Source organism: Pseudomonas sp. 67(2021), assembly GCF_017491835.1.
GTDB classification, from domain to species: domain Bacteria; phylum Pseudomonadota; class Gammaproteobacteria; order Pseudomonadales; family Pseudomonadaceae; genus Aquipseudomonas; species Aquipseudomonas atacamensis.
Map to the genome: position 1 here is coordinate 103,510 of NZ_JAFGYL010000004.1, position 19,533 is coordinate 123,042.

At 60.2% G+C, this 19,533-nt stretch carries 18 protein-coding genes; 5 read left to right on the forward strand and 13 right to left on the reverse strand.

What is annotated here, in order from left to right; genetic code table 11:
* Positions 1-32 precede the first annotated feature (32 nt).
* Together waaA and J5M66_RS07575 are read right to left on the reverse strand one after the other, a co-directional pair.
* Positions 33-1,307 (reverse strand): lipid IV(A) 3-deoxy-D-manno-octulosonic acid transferase, encoded by a 1,275-nt coding sequence (waaA, locus tag J5M66_RS07570; protein ID WP_207807709.1) that lies wholly within the window; start codon positions 1,305-1,307, stop codon positions 33-35.
* 11 nt (positions 1,308-1,318) lie between these two features.
* The gene (locus tag J5M66_RS07575; RefSeq protein WP_123443964.1) at positions 1,319-2,215 is read right to left on the reverse strand and encodes a LysR family transcriptional regulator; all 897 of its coding nucleotides are present in this window, start codon (positions 2,213-2,215) and stop codon (positions 1,319-1,321) included.
* A gap of 108 nt (positions 2,216-2,323) precedes the next feature.
* Here J5M66_RS07575 and J5M66_RS07580 point away from each other — a divergent pair, with 108 nt between their 5' ends.
* The 4 genes from J5M66_RS07580 (at position 2,324) to J5M66_RS07595 (ending at position 5,756) form a co-directional block, all read left to right on the forward strand.
* Positions 2,324-2,656, forward strand: coding sequence for a multidrug efflux SMR transporter (locus tag J5M66_RS07580; RefSeq protein WP_016771980.1), 333 nt, complete (start codon positions 2,324-2,326; stop codon positions 2,654-2,656).
* Between the two features lie 117 nt (positions 2,657-2,773).
* The gene (locus tag J5M66_RS07585) at positions 2,774-3,949 is read left to right on the forward strand and encodes an FAD-dependent oxidoreductase (RefSeq protein ID WP_207807708.1); all 1,176 of its coding nucleotides are present in this window, start codon (positions 2,774-2,776) and stop codon (positions 3,947-3,949) included.
* Positions 3,946-4,758: an aldo/keto reductase gene (locus J5M66_RS07590; protein ID WP_207807707.1), complete on the forward strand. Its 813-nt coding sequence runs from the start codon at positions 3,946-3,948 to the stop codon at positions 4,756-4,758. The genes J5M66_RS07585 and J5M66_RS07590 overlap by 4 nt, the downstream gene beginning before the upstream one ends.
* A gap of 32 nt (positions 4,759-4,790) precedes the next feature.
* Positions 4,791-5,756, forward strand: a complete 966-nt coding sequence (locus tag J5M66_RS07595) for a metal ABC transporter ATPase (protein WP_071174214.1) — start codon at positions 4,791-4,793, stop codon at positions 5,754-5,756.
* On the opposite strand, the gene J5M66_RS07600 is transcribed toward J5M66_RS07595, so the two are convergent.
* The 7 genes from J5M66_RS07600 to msbA all read right to left on the reverse strand — a co-directional run bounded on the left by J5M66_RS07600 (position 5,753) and on the right by msbA (position 14,010).
* On the reverse strand, positions 5,753-6,553 hold the full coding sequence (locus J5M66_RS07600) for a hypothetical protein (RefSeq protein WP_123443967.1): 801 nt from the start codon (positions 6,551-6,553) through the stop codon (positions 5,753-5,755). The genes J5M66_RS07595 and J5M66_RS07600 overlap by 4 nt on opposite strands.
* Before the next feature lie 57 nt (positions 6,554-6,610).
* Positions 6,611-7,297, reverse strand: coding sequence for a hypothetical protein (locus J5M66_RS07605; protein WP_123443968.1), 687 nt, complete (start codon positions 7,295-7,297; stop codon positions 6,611-6,613).
* On the reverse strand, positions 7,298-8,272 hold the full coding sequence (locus J5M66_RS07610) for a glycosyltransferase (RefSeq protein ID WP_207807706.1): 975 nt from the start codon (positions 8,270-8,272) through the stop codon (positions 7,298-7,300).
* A 130-nt stretch (positions 8,273-8,402) separates the two neighbouring features.
* Complete coding sequence (gene hldE / locus J5M66_RS07615) at positions 8,403-9,824, reverse strand: bifunctional D-glycero-beta-D-manno-heptose-7-phosphate kinase/D-glycero-beta-D-manno-heptose 1-phosphate adenylyltransferase HldE (protein ID WP_076565323.1); 1,422 nt, start codon at positions 9,822-9,824, stop codon at positions 8,403-8,405.
* Positions 9,825-9,888: 64 nt separating this feature from the next.
* Entirely contained in the window at positions 9,889-11,289 is a 1,401-nt protein-coding gene (locus tag J5M66_RS07620; protein ID WP_207807705.1) for a PIG-L family deacetylase, read from the reverse strand.
* Between the two features lie 4 nt (positions 11,290-11,293).
* On the reverse strand, positions 11,294-12,190 hold the full coding sequence (locus J5M66_RS07625; protein ID WP_207807704.1) for a GNAT family N-acetyltransferase: 897 nt from the start codon (positions 12,188-12,190) through the stop codon (positions 11,294-11,296).
* On the reverse strand, positions 12,184-14,010 hold the full coding sequence (gene msbA, locus J5M66_RS07630) for a lipid A export permease/ATP-binding protein MsbA (protein WP_130899579.1): 1,827 nt from the start codon (positions 14,008-14,010) through the stop codon (positions 12,184-12,186). Before msbA ends, J5M66_RS07625 begins: the two co-directional genes overlap by 7 nt.
* Before the next feature lie 125 nt (positions 14,011-14,135).
* On the opposite strand from msbA, the gene J5M66_RS07635 reads away from it, so the two are divergent.
* Entirely contained in the window at positions 14,136-14,789 is a 654-nt protein-coding gene (locus J5M66_RS07635; RefSeq protein ID WP_122508553.1) for a lipopolysaccharide kinase InaA family protein, read from the forward strand.
* 3 nt (positions 14,790-14,792) lie between these two features.
* Here J5M66_RS07635 and J5M66_RS07640 read toward each other — a convergent pair whose 3' ends face one another.
* The 4 genes from J5M66_RS07640 to J5M66_RS07655 form a co-directional block, all read right to left on the reverse strand.
* Complete coding sequence (locus J5M66_RS07640; RefSeq protein WP_207807703.1) at positions 14,793-16,253, reverse strand: hypothetical protein; 1,461 nt, start codon at positions 16,251-16,253, stop codon at positions 14,793-14,795.
* 52 nt (positions 16,254-16,305) lie between these two features.
* On the reverse strand, positions 16,306-17,214 hold the full coding sequence (locus J5M66_RS07645; RefSeq protein WP_130899577.1) for a glycosyltransferase family A protein: 909 nt from the start codon (positions 17,212-17,214) through the stop codon (positions 16,306-16,308).
* On the reverse strand, positions 17,207-18,961 hold the full coding sequence (locus J5M66_RS07650; protein WP_130899576.1) for a carbamoyltransferase: 1,755 nt from the start codon (positions 18,959-18,961) through the stop codon (positions 17,207-17,209). Before J5M66_RS07650 ends, J5M66_RS07645 begins: the two co-directional genes overlap by 8 nt.
* A 172-nt stretch (positions 18,962-19,133) precedes the next feature.
* Positions 19,134-19,469, reverse strand: coding sequence for a YceK/YidQ family lipoprotein (locus tag J5M66_RS07655; RefSeq protein WP_122508680.1), 336 nt, complete (start codon positions 19,467-19,469; stop codon positions 19,134-19,136).
* Between the last annotated feature and the right edge of the window lie 64 nt (positions 19,470-19,533).

Consider the following 19,533-nt stretch of genomic DNA (forward strand, 5'->3'; position numbering starts at 1 on the left):
AAACCCCCTCACCACAGTCATATTCCAGGCGACTATTGGATCAGCCGCGCCAAGCCATCCAGCAGCCGCTGCAACGCGCCCTGATTGCGCCGCATCACCGCCAGCCCGGCCTCGGCCATGCGCTGCGCATCACGTGGCAGTTCGAACAAGCGCTGCACTTCGACTGCGAGGCCTTCGGCATCATCCACTTCGGCCAACGCCCCGGCTTCGCGCAGTTGCGCGGCGATGTCGAGGAAGTTGAACAGGTGCGGGCCGCTGAGTACCGGTTTCGCCAGCGCGGCGGGTTCGAGCAGGTTGTGCCCGCCGTTCGGCACCAGACTGCCGCCGACAAAAGCGCTGTCAGCCAGGGCATAGAGAAACAGCAACTCGCCCATGGTGTCGCCAAGCAGCACGCTCGTCTGCGCATCGACATTGGCCCCGGTCGAGCGACGTACCGTGGCGAAATCTTCGCGCTGGCACAGGTCGAACACCGAATTGAAGCGCTCCGGATGACGCGGCACCAGAATCAATAATGCATCCGGATGATTGGCCAACAGGCGACGATGAGCGTCGAGCACCACTTCATCTTCGCCTTCGTGAGTGCTCGCGGCGATCCACACGGGACGATCCTGCGCCTGCCATTGGCTACGCAATTCGGTAGCACGCTGCAGCAATTGCGGATCGATGGTCAGGTCGAACTTGATCGAACCGGTGACCTCGACAGATTCAGGCCGCGCGCCGAGATCGCGGAAGCGCTGGGCCTCGGCTTCGGTCTGCACCGCCAACAGGCTCATCTCGGCAAGCATAGGCGCGGTGAGTTTGTTGAAGCGGCCATAGCCTTTGGCGGAACGCTGCGACAACCGTCCATTGGCCAGCGCAACCGGAATTCCGCGCTTGGCACACTGATGAATGTGGTTGGGCCACAGCTCGGTTTCCATGATCACCGCAAGTTTCGGCTGCACGCGATCAAGAAAACGCGCCGCCGCACAAGGCAAGTCATACGGCAGATAGCAGTGTTGAATGCGCGCCTCGTTGGCGAACAGTGCCTGAATCCGCTCCGAACCGGTCGGGGTCATGCAGGTCACGGTGATCGGCAGCGCCGGATAGCGTTCAAGCAGCGCGCGGATCATCGGCGCGGCGGCAATGCTTTCGCCCACCGATACCGCGTGCACCCAGATGCCGCCGGGCTGCAGGGTCGGCATGCCAAGAGTAAAGCGCTCGCCAATGCGTTTGGCATACGCCGGCGCCTTGCGTGCGCGCAGCCACAGCCGAATCGCCACCAATGGCAGCCCCAGGTAAAACAGCGCGGTGTAGAGAGTTCTATTCATGGCGGCGGAGTTTATCGGCTTTTGTCGCCGATCGCCCGCAAGTGCACGGCAAAACGTTCCGCCAGCCAGCGCGCGGCGGGGCCGAGCGGTTCGTCGCGGCGCCAGACCAGTTCCACCACAAGCGCCGGCGGCGTCCATTCACTGTCGAGCTCAATCATTTGGCCCTGATACGCCGAGTACTGCACAACGTGGCGCGGTAACCAGGCCCAGCCGAGATCCCGCACCAGCCATTCGGACATCACGTAAAAACTGTCGGCGCGCCACACCTGCGGGCTGGCCGGCTCGTTGCCGGGATAGACGCTGGTCTGCGTAGACATCAGCAATTGCCGGTGCTGCGCCAGTTGCTGGCAGGTCACGTAGGCCTGCTGCGCCAGCGGATGATTGACGCCGCAGACCGTGACCATTTCCACTCGACCCAGCACGCGGCGCTCAAGGGCTTCGGGGATTTCATCGTGATAGAACAGCAGGCCGAGGTCGGCGCGACGTTCGACCAGTTTGCGCGCAACTTCGCCTTGGGCGGCGCTGGTCAGTTGCACTTCCAGGCTGGGAAACTGCTCGGCCAGTTCACCGAAACTTTCCACCAGCGCCTGATACGGCATCGCCTCGTCCTGCGCCACACGCAGTTGCGCTTCTTGGCCGCGCAGCATGGCCATGGCGCGGCCGTTGAGGCGCTCGCACTGGCGCAACACTTCCCGCGCTTCCTCCAGTAACGCCGCGCCCGCCTCGGTGAGCATCGGCTGCCGACCGCTGCTGCGCTCGAACAGGCTCACGCCCAAATCCTCTTCGAGCATCGCAACAGCACTGCTGATCGCCGATTGCGCCTTGCGTTGTAGGCGCGCCACGGCGGAGAACGAACGCTGCTCGGCGACGTCGACAAATATGCGTAGCTGCTCAAGATTCCATTGCATGCGCGCTCTCAACCTATCTCCAGAACAGATAGGTAATGACTTTACCCCATCTGAGCAATCCCTAGAATATCGCCTCAGCAAGCAACGTTTTATTTGAGGATCACAACCATGAACGCTTACGTCTATCTGGCCATCGCCATCTGCGCCGAAGTGATCGCCACCGTTTCGATGAAAGCGGTCAAGGGCTTCAGCACGCCGCTGCCGCTGATTCTGGTCATTGTCGGCTATGGGATCGCATTCTGGATGCTGACGCTGGTGGTGCGCACCGTACCGGTGGGCGTTGCCTACGCGGTCTGGGCGGGGATGGGCATTGTTATGGTCAGCGTCGCCGCTCTGTTCATTTACGGGCAGAAGCTCGACGTACCGGCGATGCTGGGGATGGCGTTGATCGTGCTGGGGGTCGTTGTGATTCAGCTGTTTTCGAAAACTGCGGGGCATTAAAAAGCAGCAGCAAGCTTCAAGCGGCAAGCCGCAAGCATTGCTGATTTGCTGGTCCGGGTTGCAGCTTGCAGCTTGAAGCTTGAAACTTGCGGCTTCTTCAAGCTCCGAGGTCGCTGCATGCCATCCGTTATTTCCACCGACGTTCTGATTGTCGGCGCTGGTGTCGCCGGCCTCTGGCTGAATGCGCGCCTGCGCGGTCAGGGTTTTTCGACCGTGCTGGTGGAAAGCGCCAGCCTCGGTGGCGGGCAGAGTGTCAAATCTCAAGGCATCATCCATGGCGGCGCCAAGTACGCGCTGCACGGTGCGCTGACTGGCGCCTCGGAAGCCATCGCCGACATGCCGCGCCGCTGGCGCGAGGCGCTGGCCGGCACGGGCGAGCTGGATCTGTCCGGCGTGCGCCTGCTGTCCGAAGCGCATTATCTGTGGTCGCCAGGCACGCTGGCCGGCAACCTGACCAGTTTCTTCGCCAGCAAAGCCGTGCGTGGCCGGGTCGATCAGGTCAAGGGCGATGAACTGCCGCCGGCCCTGCAAGACAGGCGTTTCAAGGGCAAGGTCTATCGCCTCGCCGAACTGGTAGTGGATGTCCCGAGCCTGATCCAGCGCCTGGCCGAGTTGGCCGGTGACGGTCTGCTCGCCGGGCAGGTCATCGAACCGCTGCTGGAAGCCGGCGTGCTGGTCGGCCTGAAAGTCGATGAGCGTGAGATCCGCGCCCAGCGCATCGTCCTCAGTGCTGGCGCCGGCACTGCCGAACTGCTCGAAGCGTTGGGCCTCAGTCGTCCGGCCATGCAGCGCCGACCACTGCACATGATCCTCGCCAAGGGCCCCGGCTTGAAACCGCTGTACGCGCACTGTCTGGGCGGCGGCACCAAGCCGCGCATCACCGTGACCACGCATCCGGCGGCTGATGGCCAGTGGGTCTGGTACATGGGCGGCGACATTGCCGAAAGCGAAGGCGTGGCCCGCGAGCCGGCGGAACAGATCGCCACCGCGCAAAAGGAAATCGCTCAACTGTTGCCGTGGATCGACCTCAGCACCACGCAATGGGCAACCCTGCGCGTCGATCGCGCCGAGCCGCTGCAAACCGGCCTGACCCGCCCGGACAACGCGTTCCTCGCCGAAGAAGGTCGCTTGCTCGTCGGCTGGCCGACCAAACTGGCACTGGCGCCAGACTTCGCCGACCGCGTTATCGCCTCGCTGCAACGCGACGGCATCCAGCCGCAGGTGACTGAACCGCTGCCGCCGCTGCCGAAACCGCCGCTCGGTCTACCCGCGTGGGAGCAACTGCTGCCATGACCATCGCCACTCTGCACGAACTGCATCGCCCGCTGGGCAGCACCGGCCTGACGGTGTCGCCGCTGGGTCTGGGCACAGTCAAACTCGGCCGCGATCAAGGGGTGAAATACCCCAACGGCTTTCAGATTCCCGACGATGACGAGGCGCGCATGCTGCTGCGCCAGGCGCGGGATCTGGGCATCAACCTGATCGACACCGCACCGGCCTATGGTCGCAGCGAAGAACGCCTCGGCCCGCTGCTACGCGGCCAGCGACAGGATTGGGTGATTGTCAGCAAGGTCGGCGAAGAGTTTGCCGATGGCCTGTCGCACCACGACTTCAGCGCTGCGCACACGCGAATGTCGGTCGAGCGCAGCCTGCAACGTCTGGAAACGGATTTCATCGATCTGGTCCTCGTGCACTCGGACGGCAACGACATGGCCATCCTCGAGCACGAAGAGGTCTACGCCACCCTCGCGGCGCTGAAGGCCGAGGGCAAGATTCGCGGCTTCGGCTTTTCCGGCAAAACCGTCGAAGGTGGGCTGAAAGCGCTGGAGCAAGGCGACTGCGCGATGGTCACCTACAATCTGAACGAACAAAACGAAAAGGCAGTCATTGACTATGCTGCTGCCCACGGCAAAGCGATTCTGGTGAAAAAAGCCTTGGCCAGCGGTCATGTCTGTCTGAGTCCGGGAGTCGATCCGGTGCGCGCCAGCTTCGAGTTGCTGTTCACTCAGCCCGGCGTCGCCAGTGCTATTGTCGGCACAATCAATCCGCTGCACCTCGCCCATAACGTAGCGACCGTTGCCCAGGTCCTGCGTAGTCACTGACGCCGCCCCGCGGCCTTAAGCCAGGAGCCGATATGCCGCGCACGCTCATCCGCAAGAACCCGAGCAACTTCAAGACGCTGCCGCTGTTCGTCGAAGCCACGCCCGAAGGCCTGAGCTATCAGAGCGTCGGCATGCCGCTGAACTTCGCCCAGACCCTGCAACGGCGTAAACCGGTCAGCGTTGCCGACAGCGAGCGCTTCGCCCTGGAACTGGCCAACCTCGGCGTGTCCGTGCGCCTGACCTTGCATTGGCAGAATCGCGATTACTGGGTGCTGGTGCGCCAGCGTCGGCAGGATCGCGGCGACGTGGTACTGAAGCTGATTTCCGGCTACGTGCCGGCCCACGAATTGAATATTCCGCTGCACACAGCAATTCAGGAAATTGCCGAAGAGTGCCTGCTGGAAACCCCGGAAGGCTGGCTCGGTGGGCGTTTCAATGACACCTGGTTGCCGGCGCCCTACTCCGCTGCGCTGCATTACCGCGAAGCGCTGCCGTTTCGCCTGACACCGCTGTCCGGTTCGGCGCGCCCGGTGCGCTGCGCCAACCTGCAACTGCTGGAGCGGCCACGGGCGTACGTGCATCTACCGACCGCGTCGCTGCAATTGATCTACGATTTGCGTTTGGAAGTGCCCAGGGAAGCCAAATCGCTGAGCTTGTTTCATGTCGATGAACGCTTGGAGGGTGATCAACTGGTGGCGCGTCTGGACCGAAAACGTCCTGATTTGTATCTCATGCCGCTCAAGGATGGCGCGCCAACTGCCGAGCTGTTTACCCTCAAACGCGACAAGCTGATACCGGCCAGCACCCGCGGTATTCACCTGGCGGAAAGCTTTGCAACGCAGCAGGGTTGGGTGGTGCACGACGAACGCATTCGCTGGAAGGACTGGCTGGTGCAACAGGGTCTGACACCGGCGAAAGCGCCACGCACCGGCCTCAAGCAACTGAGCATCAAGGCACTGCGCCTGGTCGGGCTGGGCAGGAAACGCGCAAGCCGCTAGCGTCGGCGATCCCACCAGGTGCGCAATGTCGCGAAGAAGTGGAAGTAGCGGTTTTCGCGCTTGCCCATGCCACGCTTGGGGGAGAACGACTCTTCGGCAAATGCACCGGTGATTCGCACGCGGGAGGCCTGGGTTGGCAAAGTGCAGACCTTGGCGCCTGCCTCAAGCAGGGCGAACTTGAGCAAGCGCTCGGAGTGCAGCTTGCGGCCGGTCGCCTTGCAGAAATCGAAGATGCGTTCGATGCGTTTGCCGTAGGCGACATAGGTATTGCGCCCGCACACGGCGAAACGGTCATTTAGACCGCCCCACCATTGCCAGTCAGGAATATAGACGCTGTGTCGCCGCGCCTCGGAGTGGTTGAACACATAGCCTGGCAGCGCCGTGTGGAAGAAATTGTCCGGCCGCACGAACACGACGAAGTCGGGATCGAACGACTCGATCTCGCCGGTGACCGTATGCAAGGAGTTCAACTGATAGATCAGGTTGCGCAGCGATGCATAGTCATCGGCCCAGGTATCGCCCAGCGCTTTGACCCGCTCGAAATCCCAGCGCTCCAGCACGCCTTCGGTCGAGGTCAGCGCGCCGCTCATGGATTCGAAGGGCTGATAGTTGTCAGCCGCCAGCTCGCCTCTCTCGCCGGAACGCGAATTCTGCACTTCATCGACTTTATACAGATGATAAAAGCACTGCACCTCGCTGTCCGCAGGCAACTGCGCCAGTACGTTCTGTTCGATTGACGGGAAGCAGATCGGCGAGTTTCTGGGAATCCCGAAAAACGCCACGGCAATTTTCAACACTCGATTGCACCTATGAAGAAATGATTCGGCCCGGCAGGCACCTGACTGCGGCGTGGCTTATTTGCGCTTGAACAGTTTCTGCCACCAGCGTCGGGGTTGCAGCGGCACGCCAATCACATCGGACCTTTGCAACCAGTCCCGCTCGTAATCCCAGGCATGACCGCTCCAGAGCTTGCCCGCCTCGTTGGAGAAACCCAGGGTCATCAACTGATAGGTATAACCGACATGCCCACGCAACCAATCGAACAGCACCAGCGTATTGAAGCCGGTGGAGGGGCCGACGTAGCGCTTGCCGCCCGGGCGGTCGACCGGGTAGTTCCACAGCGGCGGCAACGGAATGCGATCCCAGTACATCGCAACGCGCGGCAACGGGCACATCGGTGCTGCGCAACCCACCAGCATGGTAAAGCAGCGCTCGCCCGCGCGGTCGACCAGTCGCTGTACGTCCGCATTGCCGGGCAGACCGAAGAAATAGGCGTCCGGCGCGTTATAGCCGTGCACGAAGACATTCACGCTTTGCTCGTTGAGCAGCGTCGCCTTGATGCAATGATTGAAACTGACGACGACGTCATCAGCGCCGATATTCAGCGCTGCGAAATCAGCTGCGGTAATCGCGGGATTATTAGCGATCAATATCACCCGCGCCGCACGGCTGAGACATTCGCGCAGGGCTTCGGGCAAGGCTTGCAAAACCGACTGGTCGCCACCGGGCAGCGCATCCAGCGCCATGCATTCGTCCGCCATTCAGGCGGGCACCTTCATGCCGTAACGCAATTTGATCCAGAGCCGGGTGAAAGCCGACGGCGGTTGCCATGGGCGCATCTCGCGTTGTATGGCTTCGGCGAGCGCCTGACCGACCCGCGCAAACGAGTAACGGCTTTCAGCAAACGCCTGGCCGTTGCTGGCTATTCGCTGCGCCAGTTCCGGGTCGTCCTGCAGCAGCTTGATCTTCGCCACCGCCTCGTCTTCGCTGCGGTAGAACACGGTGTTGTGCATGTCTTCGAAACCGAGCAACCGGTCTTCTTCGCCTTGGCTCCAGGCCAGCAGCACACAGCCGCAAGCCATGGCTTCGAAGTTCTTGATCATGAACTCGTTCATGCCGATGTCGGCGCTGACGAAGATTTTGATGCGATTGAGAGTTTCCAGATATTCCGCACCCGATTTGGTACGGGTCACGAGCATCCCGGTGCGCTGTGAAAGGGCTTCAAGCATGGCCTTGCGCTCGGCGTACTCGGTACTCTTCAAGCTACCGAGGAAGCCGATCGGGATATCGCGCTCGACGCCGGTGTTGTGCAGCATTTGCTCGTCATAGCCTTTGGAGACGAACACGGTATCGATGCCTTCGGCGAGCATCTTGTGCGCGACCACTGCGCCGGAAACCAGCGCCCGGCAGCTCGGCAATCGGCTGTACAAGCGCGAATAAACACCACGGTACTTACTGGCCGGCATGTAGTTCTGATAGGCGTCGTGCTCGAGAAACACCAGCCCTGGAATGCACTTGAGCACCCGCAGTTGCGGCGCCAGACGTTTGACCCGGGAGAAGATCACCACGCGATCAAAGGTCTGGTATTCGACCGACGCCAGAAAGGCTCCGAGGTTCATCTGCTGCTGTTTGCTCAGACGATAGATGAAACACTCATCGCAGTTCTGCTGAACGATGTCATAGAGCCGGTCGAGAATGACCCGCTGCTCGTCCATCACCAGAAGCATGACTTTCATAAATTAAATGACCACGTAACGTAGGCAGGCAAGCGCAGCGGATTCAAGCCTGCCAACATCGACGGAAACGGTGAAATCCCCAAGGCAAAATCCGTTCACACGCGGTACACAACGGTAAAAATTCATCTGATCAGCGACTGCGGATTTTTTCGACAATTGCGGTCGTCGAGCTGTTTTCCACCAGTCCTAGCACTTTCACGGTACCGCCATAAGCGGTGACGATATCTGCACCGACAACCTGATCGATGCCGTAATCGCCACCCTTGACCAGCACATCAGGCTTTACCTCGCGCAGCAGATTCTCTGGCGTGCCTTCCGGGAAGCTGATGACCCAGTCCACTGCACCGAGGCCCGCCAGAACCGCCATGCGCCGGTCGACACTATTGATCGGGCGACCGGGGCCTTTCAGGCGACTGACCGAAGCATCGTCGTTGACTGCGACAATCAGTCGATCGCCTTGGGCTCGTGCCTGCTCAAGATAAGTCACATGGCCGGCGTGCAGGATGTCGAAGCAGCCATTGGTGAAGACAATTCGTTCGTTATGCGCACGGGCGTCGGCGACGGCCAGCACCAGTTGCTCAAGGCCCAGCACACCGCGCTCGGAGCCTTCTTCACGCTGAATCGCGCGGCGCAGTTCCGGGGCACTGATGGCCGCGGTACCAAGCTTGCCGACCACAATCCCCGCCGCCAGGTTGGCCAGGGCCACGGCGTGTGGCAGATCCTCACCGGCAGCAATCGCAGCGGCCAGGGTCGAAATCACGGTGTCGCCGGCGCCGGTCACATCGAACACTTCCCGGGCACGCGCTGGCAAATGCAACGCCGGTTGATCCGGGCGCAGCAGGGTCATGCCGTGTTCGCCACGGGTGACCAGCAGTGCTCCCAGCTCCAGATCGTGCATTAACGTTGCGCCCTTGCTGACGAGTTCGTGTTCGTCAACGCAACCGCCGACGATGGCTTCGAATTCGCTCAGGTTCGGGGTGATCAGGCTGGCGCCACGGTAGATCGAAAAATCCTTGCCCTTCGGGTCGGCCAGTACCGGGATGTTTTTCGCCCGAGCAGCCTGGATCAGCGCCTGATGGTTTTTCAGCGCGCCTTTGCCGTAGTCGGAAAGCACCAGCACCTTGATGCCTTCGAGCAGGTCATCGACCTGCGAGCCGAGCGCCAGCGCATCGGTGGCGAACGGTTCTTCGAAGTCGATACGCAGCAATTGCTGGTGCCGGCTCATGACCCGCAGCTTGACGATGGTGGGCTGGTGCGCAATGCGCTGGAACAGGGCACGTACGCCGGCGCCCTTGAGACTGTTGCTCAGGCTGTCGGCGGCCTCGTCATCACCGGTCACACCGACCAGCGACGCCGGCGCACCCAGTGCGGCAATGTTCAGGGCAACGTTCGCGGCACCGCCCGGACGGTCTTCGATTTGCTCGACCTTGACCACCGGCACCGGCGCCTCAGGGGAAATCCGTGAGGTTCCGCCATGCCAGTAACGGTCGAGCATGACATCGCCGACTACCAAGACAGGGGCTTGATCGAAACGCGGCATGGACAACTTCATGGAGCAACCCACATACAAAATGAACAGGGGCGCGATATTACCACAGGGTAAAGCGCCGTCCGCCTCAATCTGAAAGGTCGCGGACCCAGAACAGTTCGTGGCGGCGAACAGCCTTGCGGAAAAACTCGTTACTGCCTGTGACAGGCCAGCGACGTCCGGCCAGCACTTGCTGGATCACCCGGCGCGACTGCCGCTTGAATCCGAGCGGACCCTGCAGGTCATGCTCCATGGCCAGCGCCATCGCCTTGTCCAACTGCACATCCGCTGACAGCAATGGACTCCACAGACGATCGGACGGCAACGGCTCGACTGCCGGCGGCAGCGCGATACCGCCACCGGCAGGGCCCATGGGCCAGCGGTCATTGTCATGCAGATGATTGGCGTACATCAGCAACGTCGACGGTTTCCACGTACTGGCGGCGATGGCTTCCAGCAGAGCACGGGTAGTAGCGACGTGATCGCTGTGCGGATCCAGTTCGGGATGCGGAGTGACAACGACTTCGGGCCGAAAGTGCTCGAGCAATTGCCGTATATCACCGACGAGATTGATCCAGGTCGGCGCACCATCGATATCGCCGGGGAGTTTGATCGGATTGTGCTGCCGAACACTGCGCACATCGTTTTCGCCGGATTCCCGCGAGCCGAATGGTTTGCCCGGCTCCTCGGCCATCGCTGGCAACTGCAGGCAGTAGTAGCCCAGCTGTACACAATGACTGGCCGGCACCCCGCCCCACAATGGAATGCTCTGGCTGTCCCAACTGCGCAGTCTGCCCTTCAAGCGAGCAGCCTGAGCCTTGTCTAGCCCGAGGCGCTGGAAGTCTTCGGCCTCGATTTCGCCCTGGGTCAGGGTGACGATGCTCGCTTCTTTGCAGCGACTGTAAAGCCCGAAAGCCGCCAGCTCGGCATCATCGGCGTGGGGCGCGATGACCATGACCCGTTGCTGCGCGTAATCGGGATTGCGCATGATCCACAGTGTGCCGCTGGAACTCAGCGTGCAATGCCGACCACGCACTGTCAGGGTATTGTCGCCAAGCGCCGCCGCCTGCCCGGACAGATTGAGAAAGCGCCGCCCGCCGACGCCACGCTCAAAATCCTGGCGATCGCCACCCAGTTCGACATAGGGATCCCGCCAGCGGCCCAGCCACTTGGCCGTTATCTTGAGCTCCAGCAGCAGCGTTTCACCCGGCGCCAGCGGCTCGCTCAGACGCACGATTCCAGCATCCAGCTCCACGGCTTGACGCGGCGTACCGCTGGGAAAGCTGTACTGATAGTCGTCGCTTGCGCGATAGAACAGATGGTCGGCAAACCACGCCTCATGCGCCACCCACGCCAAGACCAGCAGCACCGGCACCAGCCACCAGCCCAGCAAGAAGCCGGCCGCCAACAGCACGACCAAGAACGCAATCAGGAACAAGCGCTTGCTGCGTCGATGGGCTTTCAGGAGCTGTTGCTTGCGAGCAGTCATGGTTTCAGACCTTGTAGACGGGCACCGTGTGGCACCAGCGATCCTTGTATTCGCGGTCGGCACGGCCGAACGAATAGCGCAGTGTCTTGCCCAGTGCCTGAGCATCCGCCCACGCCTGCTGGGTGTTGACGAAACTCAACACGCTGCCGGGACTGAACTCGCGGCTTTGCGGGTCGACACCACCGTTGACGTATTCCAACGATACCCATTGCGGCGCTTCGACACGGTAGAGAATCTGGATGGCGACCGGCGCCGACTCGAGCACCACTACCGAACCGGTCATGAACTCGCGCAGCAGCGTGAACACTTCGACCAGTCCGGCTTTGCCGGGCACATCAAAGCCCCAGCGACGCTGGAACAGATCGCCATAAGCGGCGGCCTGCTCTTGCGGCGTCAAGTCGGACATCGGAATCAGCGCACCACCCGCCTCTTCCAGCAGGCGTTGTTCGCGACGCTGGTTGTAGCGAAATTTCTTCGAATAATCCTCAGGCAGCCGCGCCAGTGCCAGCCCTTCGGGCTGAGCGCGCAGAGTGCTGATCTGTTCGGCGTTGAGCTGCGAGACATAGGCCATGCGCTGACGCACTGGAACCACGACATCCGCGGCAATCGGCAGAATCAGTTCGGCATTGCCCATGTCCAGCAGCCCGCGCTTGCCTTCGCGTTTGAGCACTTCCTTGGACAGCGCGGCGTACCTGCCCCAGCAAGCAACAGCCGCGACGACTTCGCCATCGACGACCCAGCCCAGGTAGTGCAGCTTGATGCCGACAAACGCCGACAGCCGCTCCACCACTTCAGGATGAGTTGCAAAACTGCCACCGAAGCGCCGCCATGCCTGTGCGTAGGCTGCCTGATCAATCTCGCTCCAGCCGCGCTCCCGCCAAACGCGAAACGCCGTCAGCATAGGTCGGTCACATGGGTCGGTTGCGGCTCGTCGCCTTCTTCGAACTCTTTGGCGTGCAAGCGTGCGTAATAGCCATTCTGCGCCAGGAGTTGAGTATGGGTGCCGCGCTCGACGATCTTGCCTTCGTCCATGACCAGAATGAGGTCGGCCTTTTCGATGGTGCTCAAACGGTGAGCGATGACCAGCGTCGTGCGGTTCTGCACCACATGATCGAGAGCCGCCTGGATATGCCGTTCCGATTCCGTATCGAGGGCCGACGTGGCCTCATCGAGAATCAACAGCGGCGCATCCTTGAGCAATGCACGTGCGATGGCGATGCGCTGACGCTGACCACCGGACAGCAACACACCATTTTCGCCGACCAGGGTTTCATAGCCCTGCGGCATCTTGACGATGAACTCATCGGCGTAGGCTTCGGTGGCCGCGCGTTTGACTTCTTCGAACGGCGCCCCGGCCAGGTCGCCGTAAGCGATGTTGTTGGTCACCGTGTCGTTGAACAGCGTGACCTGCTGGGTCACCAGGGCGATCTGCCGACGCAGGCTGCGCAGAGTGAGGTCTTGCACCTGCACATCATCGAGCAGAATCTGCCCGTGTTCCTGCTCGTGCTGGTAGAAGCGTGGAATCAGACCGGCCAAGGTGGACTTGCCACTTCCGGAACGACCGACCAGCGCGACCATTTGTCCCGGTTCGACGACGAAACTGATGTCATCAAGGACCTTCTTGTCACTGTCGGGATAACTGAAGCTGAGGTTGCGCACTTCGAGGCGACCTTGCAGGCGGTCGCGCTCGACCGTGCCGTTATCGACTTCTGCCGGCTCGTCCAGTTGCTCGAAAATGCTCTCTGCGCCTGCCACGCCCTTCTGGATCGTAGAACTGACTTCCGAGAGCTGGCGAATCGGTTTTGGCAGCAGGCCGGCCATGGTGATGTAGGCCACCAGATCACCAGGCGATGCATCACCACGAAGGTACAGGACCAGAAACATCACCACCGCCATGGCGCTATATGTCACCAATTGCAGCATCGGCGTATATACCGCACCGGTCTTGGTCATGGTCAGCTGTTTGTCGGTATTGCTCTGGCTGGCGTCGTGGAAGCGCACCTTTTCATAGGTTTCACCACCAAAGCTGCGAACCACGCGGTAGCCGTGAATCGTCTCGGAGGCAACGTGCGTGACGTTACCCATCGAGACCTGAATCTTTTTGCTCTGCTTGCGAAATTTCTTGCTGGTGCTGTTCACCATCAGGCCGATGACCGGCAGGATGGCGACCATCACCAACGTCAGCTTCCAGTTCATCCACAACAGGGTGCAGAACAGGAAAATCACCGTCATGCCCTCACGGATCACCACTTTGATCGCGTCGGTGGCCGCTCCGGTGACCATGGTCACGTTGAAGGTGATGCGGGAAATCAGGTGGCCGGAGTTGTTCTTGTCGAAATAGCTGTTGGGCAGATCCAGCAGCTTGTTGAACAGAACCACACGCAGGTCATGCACCAGGCCGAGAGAGACCCGCGCCAGAAAGTAGTTGCCCAGATACGAACCGACGCCTTGCCACACGGCAATCAGCACGATCAGCAACGGCACGCTTTCGAGCAACTGCAACTTGCCCAGATAAGGATTGCCGGGAAACAGGCTGGCCTCCGGATTAGCCAGGCCGTCGACGAAATATTTGAGGATGTAGGCAAGCATCGGTTGGGTCGATGCGAAGATCAGAAAGCCAACGATACTCAGAATGAACAGGCCGGCGTAAGGACGCACGTAAGCCAAAAGGCGGAAGTAGATCGCCAGCGTTGACTGGGCTTTCGGTTCAGGACTGCTCATGGGAATCCGCGTAAATCAGTGAGGCGGCGATGATATCACAGGCCCTTTTGCGCCGATCAACATCACCGGGCGCCAGCCATTGGGCAAGTCGGTTAAGATAGCCGGCTCACGATGGGGAGTCAGGCATGCAATCGATTGATCACAGCACTTACGAGGCACTGCGCAAGGGTGCTCAGGTACTCGAAGCCGACGGTTCCGGCGACAAGGTGCTCAGGTTGGCCGACGGTCGCATGCTCAAACTGTTTCGCCGCAAACGCCTGCTGAGTTCGGCACTGTTCTTCCCTTACGCCCAGCGCTTCGCCAACAACACCAAGGCGTTGCAGCAGCGCGACATCCTCTGCCCGAACGTGATCGCGGTTTATCGCATTCCAAGTATTCAGCGCGATGGCGTGTATTACGCACCGCTGGCGGGCGAAACCGTACGGCAATTGCAGGGCACGCCCGAAGAAACCGAGACGTTGCGCAGTCAACTGGGAGCATTCATTGCGCAACTGCACGAAAAAGGCGTGTACTTCCGGTCCCTGCACTTCGGCAATGTCGTGCAGACGCCGCAGAATCAGCTCGGATTGATCGACATCGCCGACCTGCGCTGCCAGAGGCGCGCCCTGAGCGACAGCAAGCGACTGCGCAACTTCGCCCACCTGCTGCGCTACAAACAAGACCGGCAATGGCTGCTCGGCGGCGACGCCGGGAGCACTTTTCTTGAGGGTTATCGCCAGGCATTGCCGAGCAAGCGACAAGCTGCGCTGATGGAACGCCTGCGCCTGCTGCTGAATTGAGCCTTACTTGCCGATCACCAGAATCGTCGCACCCTTGCGATTGGCGAAGCGCTCGATGATGCGCATCTTGTGCGCCACCAGCCATTGACTCAGCCACGGTTCATCACCCTTTCCCTCGATCAGGAAATAGCGATACTCATCGGCGTGCTCCGGCGACATGGCCTGCTCACGCGTGAGCGTCGGCAACACATAACCGCGCCCGGCGTAATAGCTGATGCGACCGTCTTCAAACCAGGCGCTGGCCTCAGGCTCGACGTGCGCGGACATCCAGCGCCCGGCGGCCACGTAATGGGTCTTGCCTGCGCCAGTCGAAATCACATTCGACAGCATCACCAGTAACGCCGCTACGACCAGCACTTTGGTCCAGCGCGGAAACTGCCGGGCAAATGCCGCCAGCGCCATCGCCAGCAGCGGCACGACCAGCAGATTGAGAAAGCTCAGATAACGGGCGTTCATGAATTGCTGCTTGATGAAAAACAGCATCAGCACAATGAGATACAGCAGCGCCGCCCAGGCGAAAGGACGATAGTCTCGCCAATAAACTCCCAAGACACCCCAGTTGCGACGCAGGATAAAGGGCACAGCGAACGGCCCCATCAGCTTGACGAATGTGATCGTCATCGTCGCCAGCAGGCCAAAGAACACGATGCGCCCGGCTTCATCCTGGGAATACTTGTTGATCAGCGAGTTGCCGAACTGTTCGGACAGCATCTGAAACGACTCGTAGACGCCCTGCGGTGCAATCATGTCCAGGTACAGAAGGAAGCGCGCCGACATGAAAAAACCGAAGGCCGATGCAACCAGCAGCCCTATTGCCGGCAACAGAGCAAACTGCAGCAGACGAGTGCGCTGGCCAGAGCGCCACAGACCCGGCAATTGCCACAGCCCGAGCGCCGGCAATAACAGCAATGCCTCCAGCCGGAACAGCGCAGCAGCCACGATCGCCAAGTGGATCAGACCCGCCCTGATCCAGCCGCCCAGGGCTTGCCAACGCAACGCCTGCCATAACGCCAGCGTGCAGAAAAACCAGAAACCGCATTCGCGGATGATGTCATTTCGAAAGGCATTGACCGCTGGCATCGCCAGCACAATCAGGCACGCCCAGCCGGCAAGCTCGGGAGAGGGTCGACGGATACAATCGACCATCAAGGCACTGGTGCCGGCAAAAAACAGACCGCACCAGAGATAGGCGCTCAACTCCAGCGGCAACAGCAGGAAGCGATTGGTCAGCGCCAGAAGGATGGAGAACCACGGCCAGTCGAAATGCGCCCAGGCCACGTCGGCCCCGTGCAAGACAACCTGATGGGCGATATCGATGTACAGCGCGGCATCGCGACCGACCGTTGCGGTACCCCACACGGCGATCAATGAAAGGAGAATGCTTGCCCAGAACGCGACACTGACCGGCCGCTCATCGATTACCCGAGCTGCCTTGACCGCCCATTTACTATCCGTACCTTTCACCCAGCCCCCTCAACATCACGCGCCACAGGTACGCAAAAAAACAACGATCGCTTTATTTGAACAGCAGACGCAAGGCTTTACGCATGTATGACCAGCGCCCGAGGATGCGCCAGTCGGCGCGTAACGCTTGCTTATAGAACGTTTGCGCTAAAGCATATTCGCCATGGGAATAGCAATCGCGGAACAACGACAGACAACGCTGCGCCAGATAAGCCTGGCGCAAATCATGGAACTCTTGTGGCATCCGTTGACTGGAAAAAACTTCAGCAACCACCTGTTCGGTACCCGCTGCCAGGCTCTGGCGCAGATCATGGCGCATGCTGTCGGAGTGCTTGTAAATGAGCGCCAGTGGCTGCTCGACCACCGTGCAGGGAAAGCGCGCCAACACCTGGGCAAACACCGGCAGATCTTCGACATTGCGCAGGTGCTCGGGGTAATTGCCCGGTGCGAATACCTCACGATGCATTGCGCAGGCCCCGTTGGAGATCGACACAGTCTTGTCCAGCAGATAGCCCCTGACCCGCTGTCGCACTGTGGCTGGCAAAGGCTTGACAGCCTGCAGGCTGCGCTTGCCATCGGAGAAAATCGACCAATGAGCGCCGATGATCATCTGCGTGTCAGGATGACTGGCGATGTGTTGCGATAGCGCCGCCAGAGCACCGGGAGCCATCTCGTCATCGGCATCGAGAAAAATCAGAAATTGCCCGGTGGTTTCCTCGATCCCGCGATTGCGCACTGAAGACAGCCCGCCATTGCTTTGGCGTATGGCACGAAAACGCCCGGCATGTTCGGCCAGCAACGCTTGCATTACCTCAGGCGTCGAGTCAGTGGACCCGTCATCGATAACCAGCAGATCCGCCGTCGCTTCATGCAACTGCAGCAACACCGACTCCACAGCCCGAGGCAGGGAGTCGGCGTAGTTATACGCGGGAATGACGACGCTGATCAGTGTTTCAGTCAAGACCGTTTCCTTGCACGCCTTCTTTGACGACAAGAATATCTTCCATGATCAGATATTGCAGGTCAGAGCCGAAAAACATGTTCAGCGCGTCGGTCGGCGAGCAGATCATCGGCTCGCCACGACGGTTGAGCGAAGTGTTCAGCGACACGCCGTTACCGGTGAGGTTTTCCAGCGCCTTCATCATGTCGTAGTAGCGCGGGTTGTATTCGCGCTTGAGCACTTGGGCCCGGGAAGTACCGTCTTCATGGACAACTTCCGGCACGCGGGTTTTCCATTCTTCGGCGACTTCGAAGGTGAAAGTCATGAACGGCGCCGGGTGATCGATCTTGATCATCTGCGGCGCGACGGTGTCGAGCATCGACGGGCAGAAAGGCCTCCAGCGCTCGCGGAACTTGATCTGATGGTTGATGCGGTCGGCGACACCGGCCACGCTCGGGCAACCGATGATCGAACGACCACCCAACGCGCGCGGACCGAACTCCATACGGCCCTGGAACCAGGCTACAGGGTTGCCATCGACCATGATCTGGGCGATCTGCTCGGGCATGTTGTCGAGCTTGCGCCAGGTCGGCTTGTTCTCGTGACGGGCGCAGGCGGCAATCACGTCTTCGTTGCTGTACGACGGGCCAAGGTAGACGTGTTCCATCTTCTCGACCGGCACGCCACGGGCGTGCGACACGTAAGCGGCAGCGCCGACCGCGGTGCCGGCATCGCCGGACGCAGGCTGTACGAACAGCTCTTTGATATCGTCGCGGGCGATGATTTTCTGGTTCAGCTTGACGTTCAACGCACAGCCACCGGCGAAAGCCAGTTTGCCGGTCTCCTTGAGCACGTCGCCCAGGTAGTGGTCGATCATCTGCAGCGCCAGCTTCTCGAACAGCGCTTGCATGCTCGCGGCGTAGTGGATGTAAGGCTCATCAGCGATGTCGCCTTCGCGCTTCGGACCTAGCCACTCTATCAGCTTCGGCGAGAAGTAGAAGCCTTTGCCCTTCTCCTTATAGCGACGCAGGCCGATGACGTTGGCGTAGTCGGTATTGATCACCAGTTCGCCATTCTCGAACGAGGCCAGACGCGAGAAATCATACTTGCTGGCGTCGCCGTACGGCGCCATGCCCATGACCTTGAACTCGCCGTCGAGCATCTCGAAACCGAGGAATTCAGTGATCGCACCGTACAAACCACCGAGGGAATCCGGGTCGAAGAATTCCTTGATCTTGTGAATCTTGCCGTTTTCGCCATAACCGAAAAAGGTCGTGGCGTATTCACCTTTACCGTCGATGCCGAGGATCGCGGTTTTCTCTTTGAAACCCGAGCAGTGATAAGCACTGGAGGCGTGAGCCAGGTGATGTTCGACCGGCTCGATCTTGATTTTCTTCGGATCGAAGCCCAGTTGCTCGAGGCACCAGACAATCTTGTTGCGATAGCGCTTGTAGCGACGGTTGCCCATCAGGATCGCATCGAGAGCACGATCCGGGGCGTACCAGTAGCGCTTGGCGTAATGCCAGCGGGCCTTGCCGAACAGGCTGATCGGGGCGAATGGAATCGCCACCACGTCAACGTCGGAAGGTTTGATACCGGCTTGCTCGAGGCAGAATTTCGCCGATTCGTAGGGCATGCGGTTCTTTGCATGTTTATCGCGTACGAAGCGCTCTTCCTCAGCCGCCGCGACCAGCTTGCCGTCGATGTACAAGGCTGCGGAAGGATCATGGCTAAGGGCGCCGGACAGGCCAAGAATCGTCAATGCCACAGGGGTCTAGCCTCTTTAGTCTGCATGCAGGCGCGAAGCGCCTTGAAAATTGATGTGCCCTCGCACAGGGCGAGTGACAGCTAAAGGGCGGGATTATAGCGTAAACATGACGGGAATTACCTTGTGCGAATTGCCACCTGCACGATTGGTCCGAATCAACAGGTTCAACGACTCAATAGCCGTCTCTGCGCCAGTAAATACTCAGATTTGAATCGGTAATCTGCCGATATACCGTGTAAGGCAGCGAAAGCGTATCGAACACGGCGGACAGCGGAAGATCGAACAAAACAAACGGCGCCAGCATACCCGTAGGATCGGGCGGCGCATTCAAAGTGCAAAAATCGAAGGCCACGCCACTGTAGATGCGCGGAATCGATTGGCAGTAGGTCTTCTTTTTGCGCAGGTCACGGGCAGCATCGGCGTCCCCCTGTAACACGGTTGAGACACTGCCACAGCCTGAGAGCACCACAGAAATTACGCCGAGCATCAGAATTTTTTTCATGCTCAAGATTCGCCCTCCGAGATCGTCAGGCAAATTAGCATCGAGCCCGAGCAGGGCACAGTTCATGGCT

Coding starts and splice junctions, on each gene's coding strand:
- waaA (WP_207807709.1), bottom strand. CDS start 1,307: ATGAATAGAACTCTCTACACCGCGCTGTTTTACCTGGGGCTGCCATTG.
- J5M66_RS07575 (WP_123443964.1), bottom strand. CDS start 2,215: ATGCAATGGAATCTTGAGCAGCTACGCATATTTGTCGACGTCGCCGAG.
- J5M66_RS07580 (WP_016771980.1), top strand. CDS start 2,324: ATGAACGCTTACGTCTATCTGGCCATCGCCATCTGCGCCGAAGTGATC.
- J5M66_RS07585 (WP_207807708.1), top strand. CDS start 2,774: ATGCCATCCGTTATTTCCACCGACGTTCTGATTGTCGGCGCTGGTGTC.
- J5M66_RS07590 (WP_207807707.1), top strand. CDS start 3,946: ATGACCATCGCCACTCTGCACGAACTGCATCGCCCGCTGGGCAGCACC.
- J5M66_RS07595 (WP_071174214.1), top strand. CDS start 4,791: ATGCCGCGCACGCTCATCCGCAAGAACCCGAGCAACTTCAAGACGCTG.
- J5M66_RS07605 (WP_123443968.1), bottom strand. CDS start 7,297: ATGGCGGACGAATGCATGGCGCTGGATGCGCTGCCCGGTGGCGACCAG.
- J5M66_RS07610 (WP_207807706.1), bottom strand. CDS start 8,272: ATGAAAGTCATGCTTCTGGTGATGGACGAGCAGCGGGTCATTCTCGAC.
- hldE (WP_076565323.1), bottom strand. CDS start 9,824: ATGAAGTTGTCCATGCCGCGTTTCGATCAAGCCCCTGTCTTGGTAGTC.
- J5M66_RS07620 (WP_207807705.1), bottom strand. CDS start 11,289: ATGACTGCTCGCAAGCAACAGCTCCTGAAAGCCCATCGACGCAGCAAG.
- J5M66_RS07625 (WP_207807704.1), bottom strand. CDS start 12,190: ATGCTGACGGCGTTTCGCGTTTGGCGGGAGCGCGGCTGGAGCGAGATT.
- msbA (WP_130899579.1), bottom strand. CDS start 14,010: ATGAGCAGTCCTGAACCGAAAGCCCAGTCAACGCTGGCGATCTACTTC.
- J5M66_RS07635 (WP_122508553.1), top strand. CDS start 14,136: ATGCAATCGATTGATCACAGCACTTACGAGGCACTGCGCAAGGGTGCT.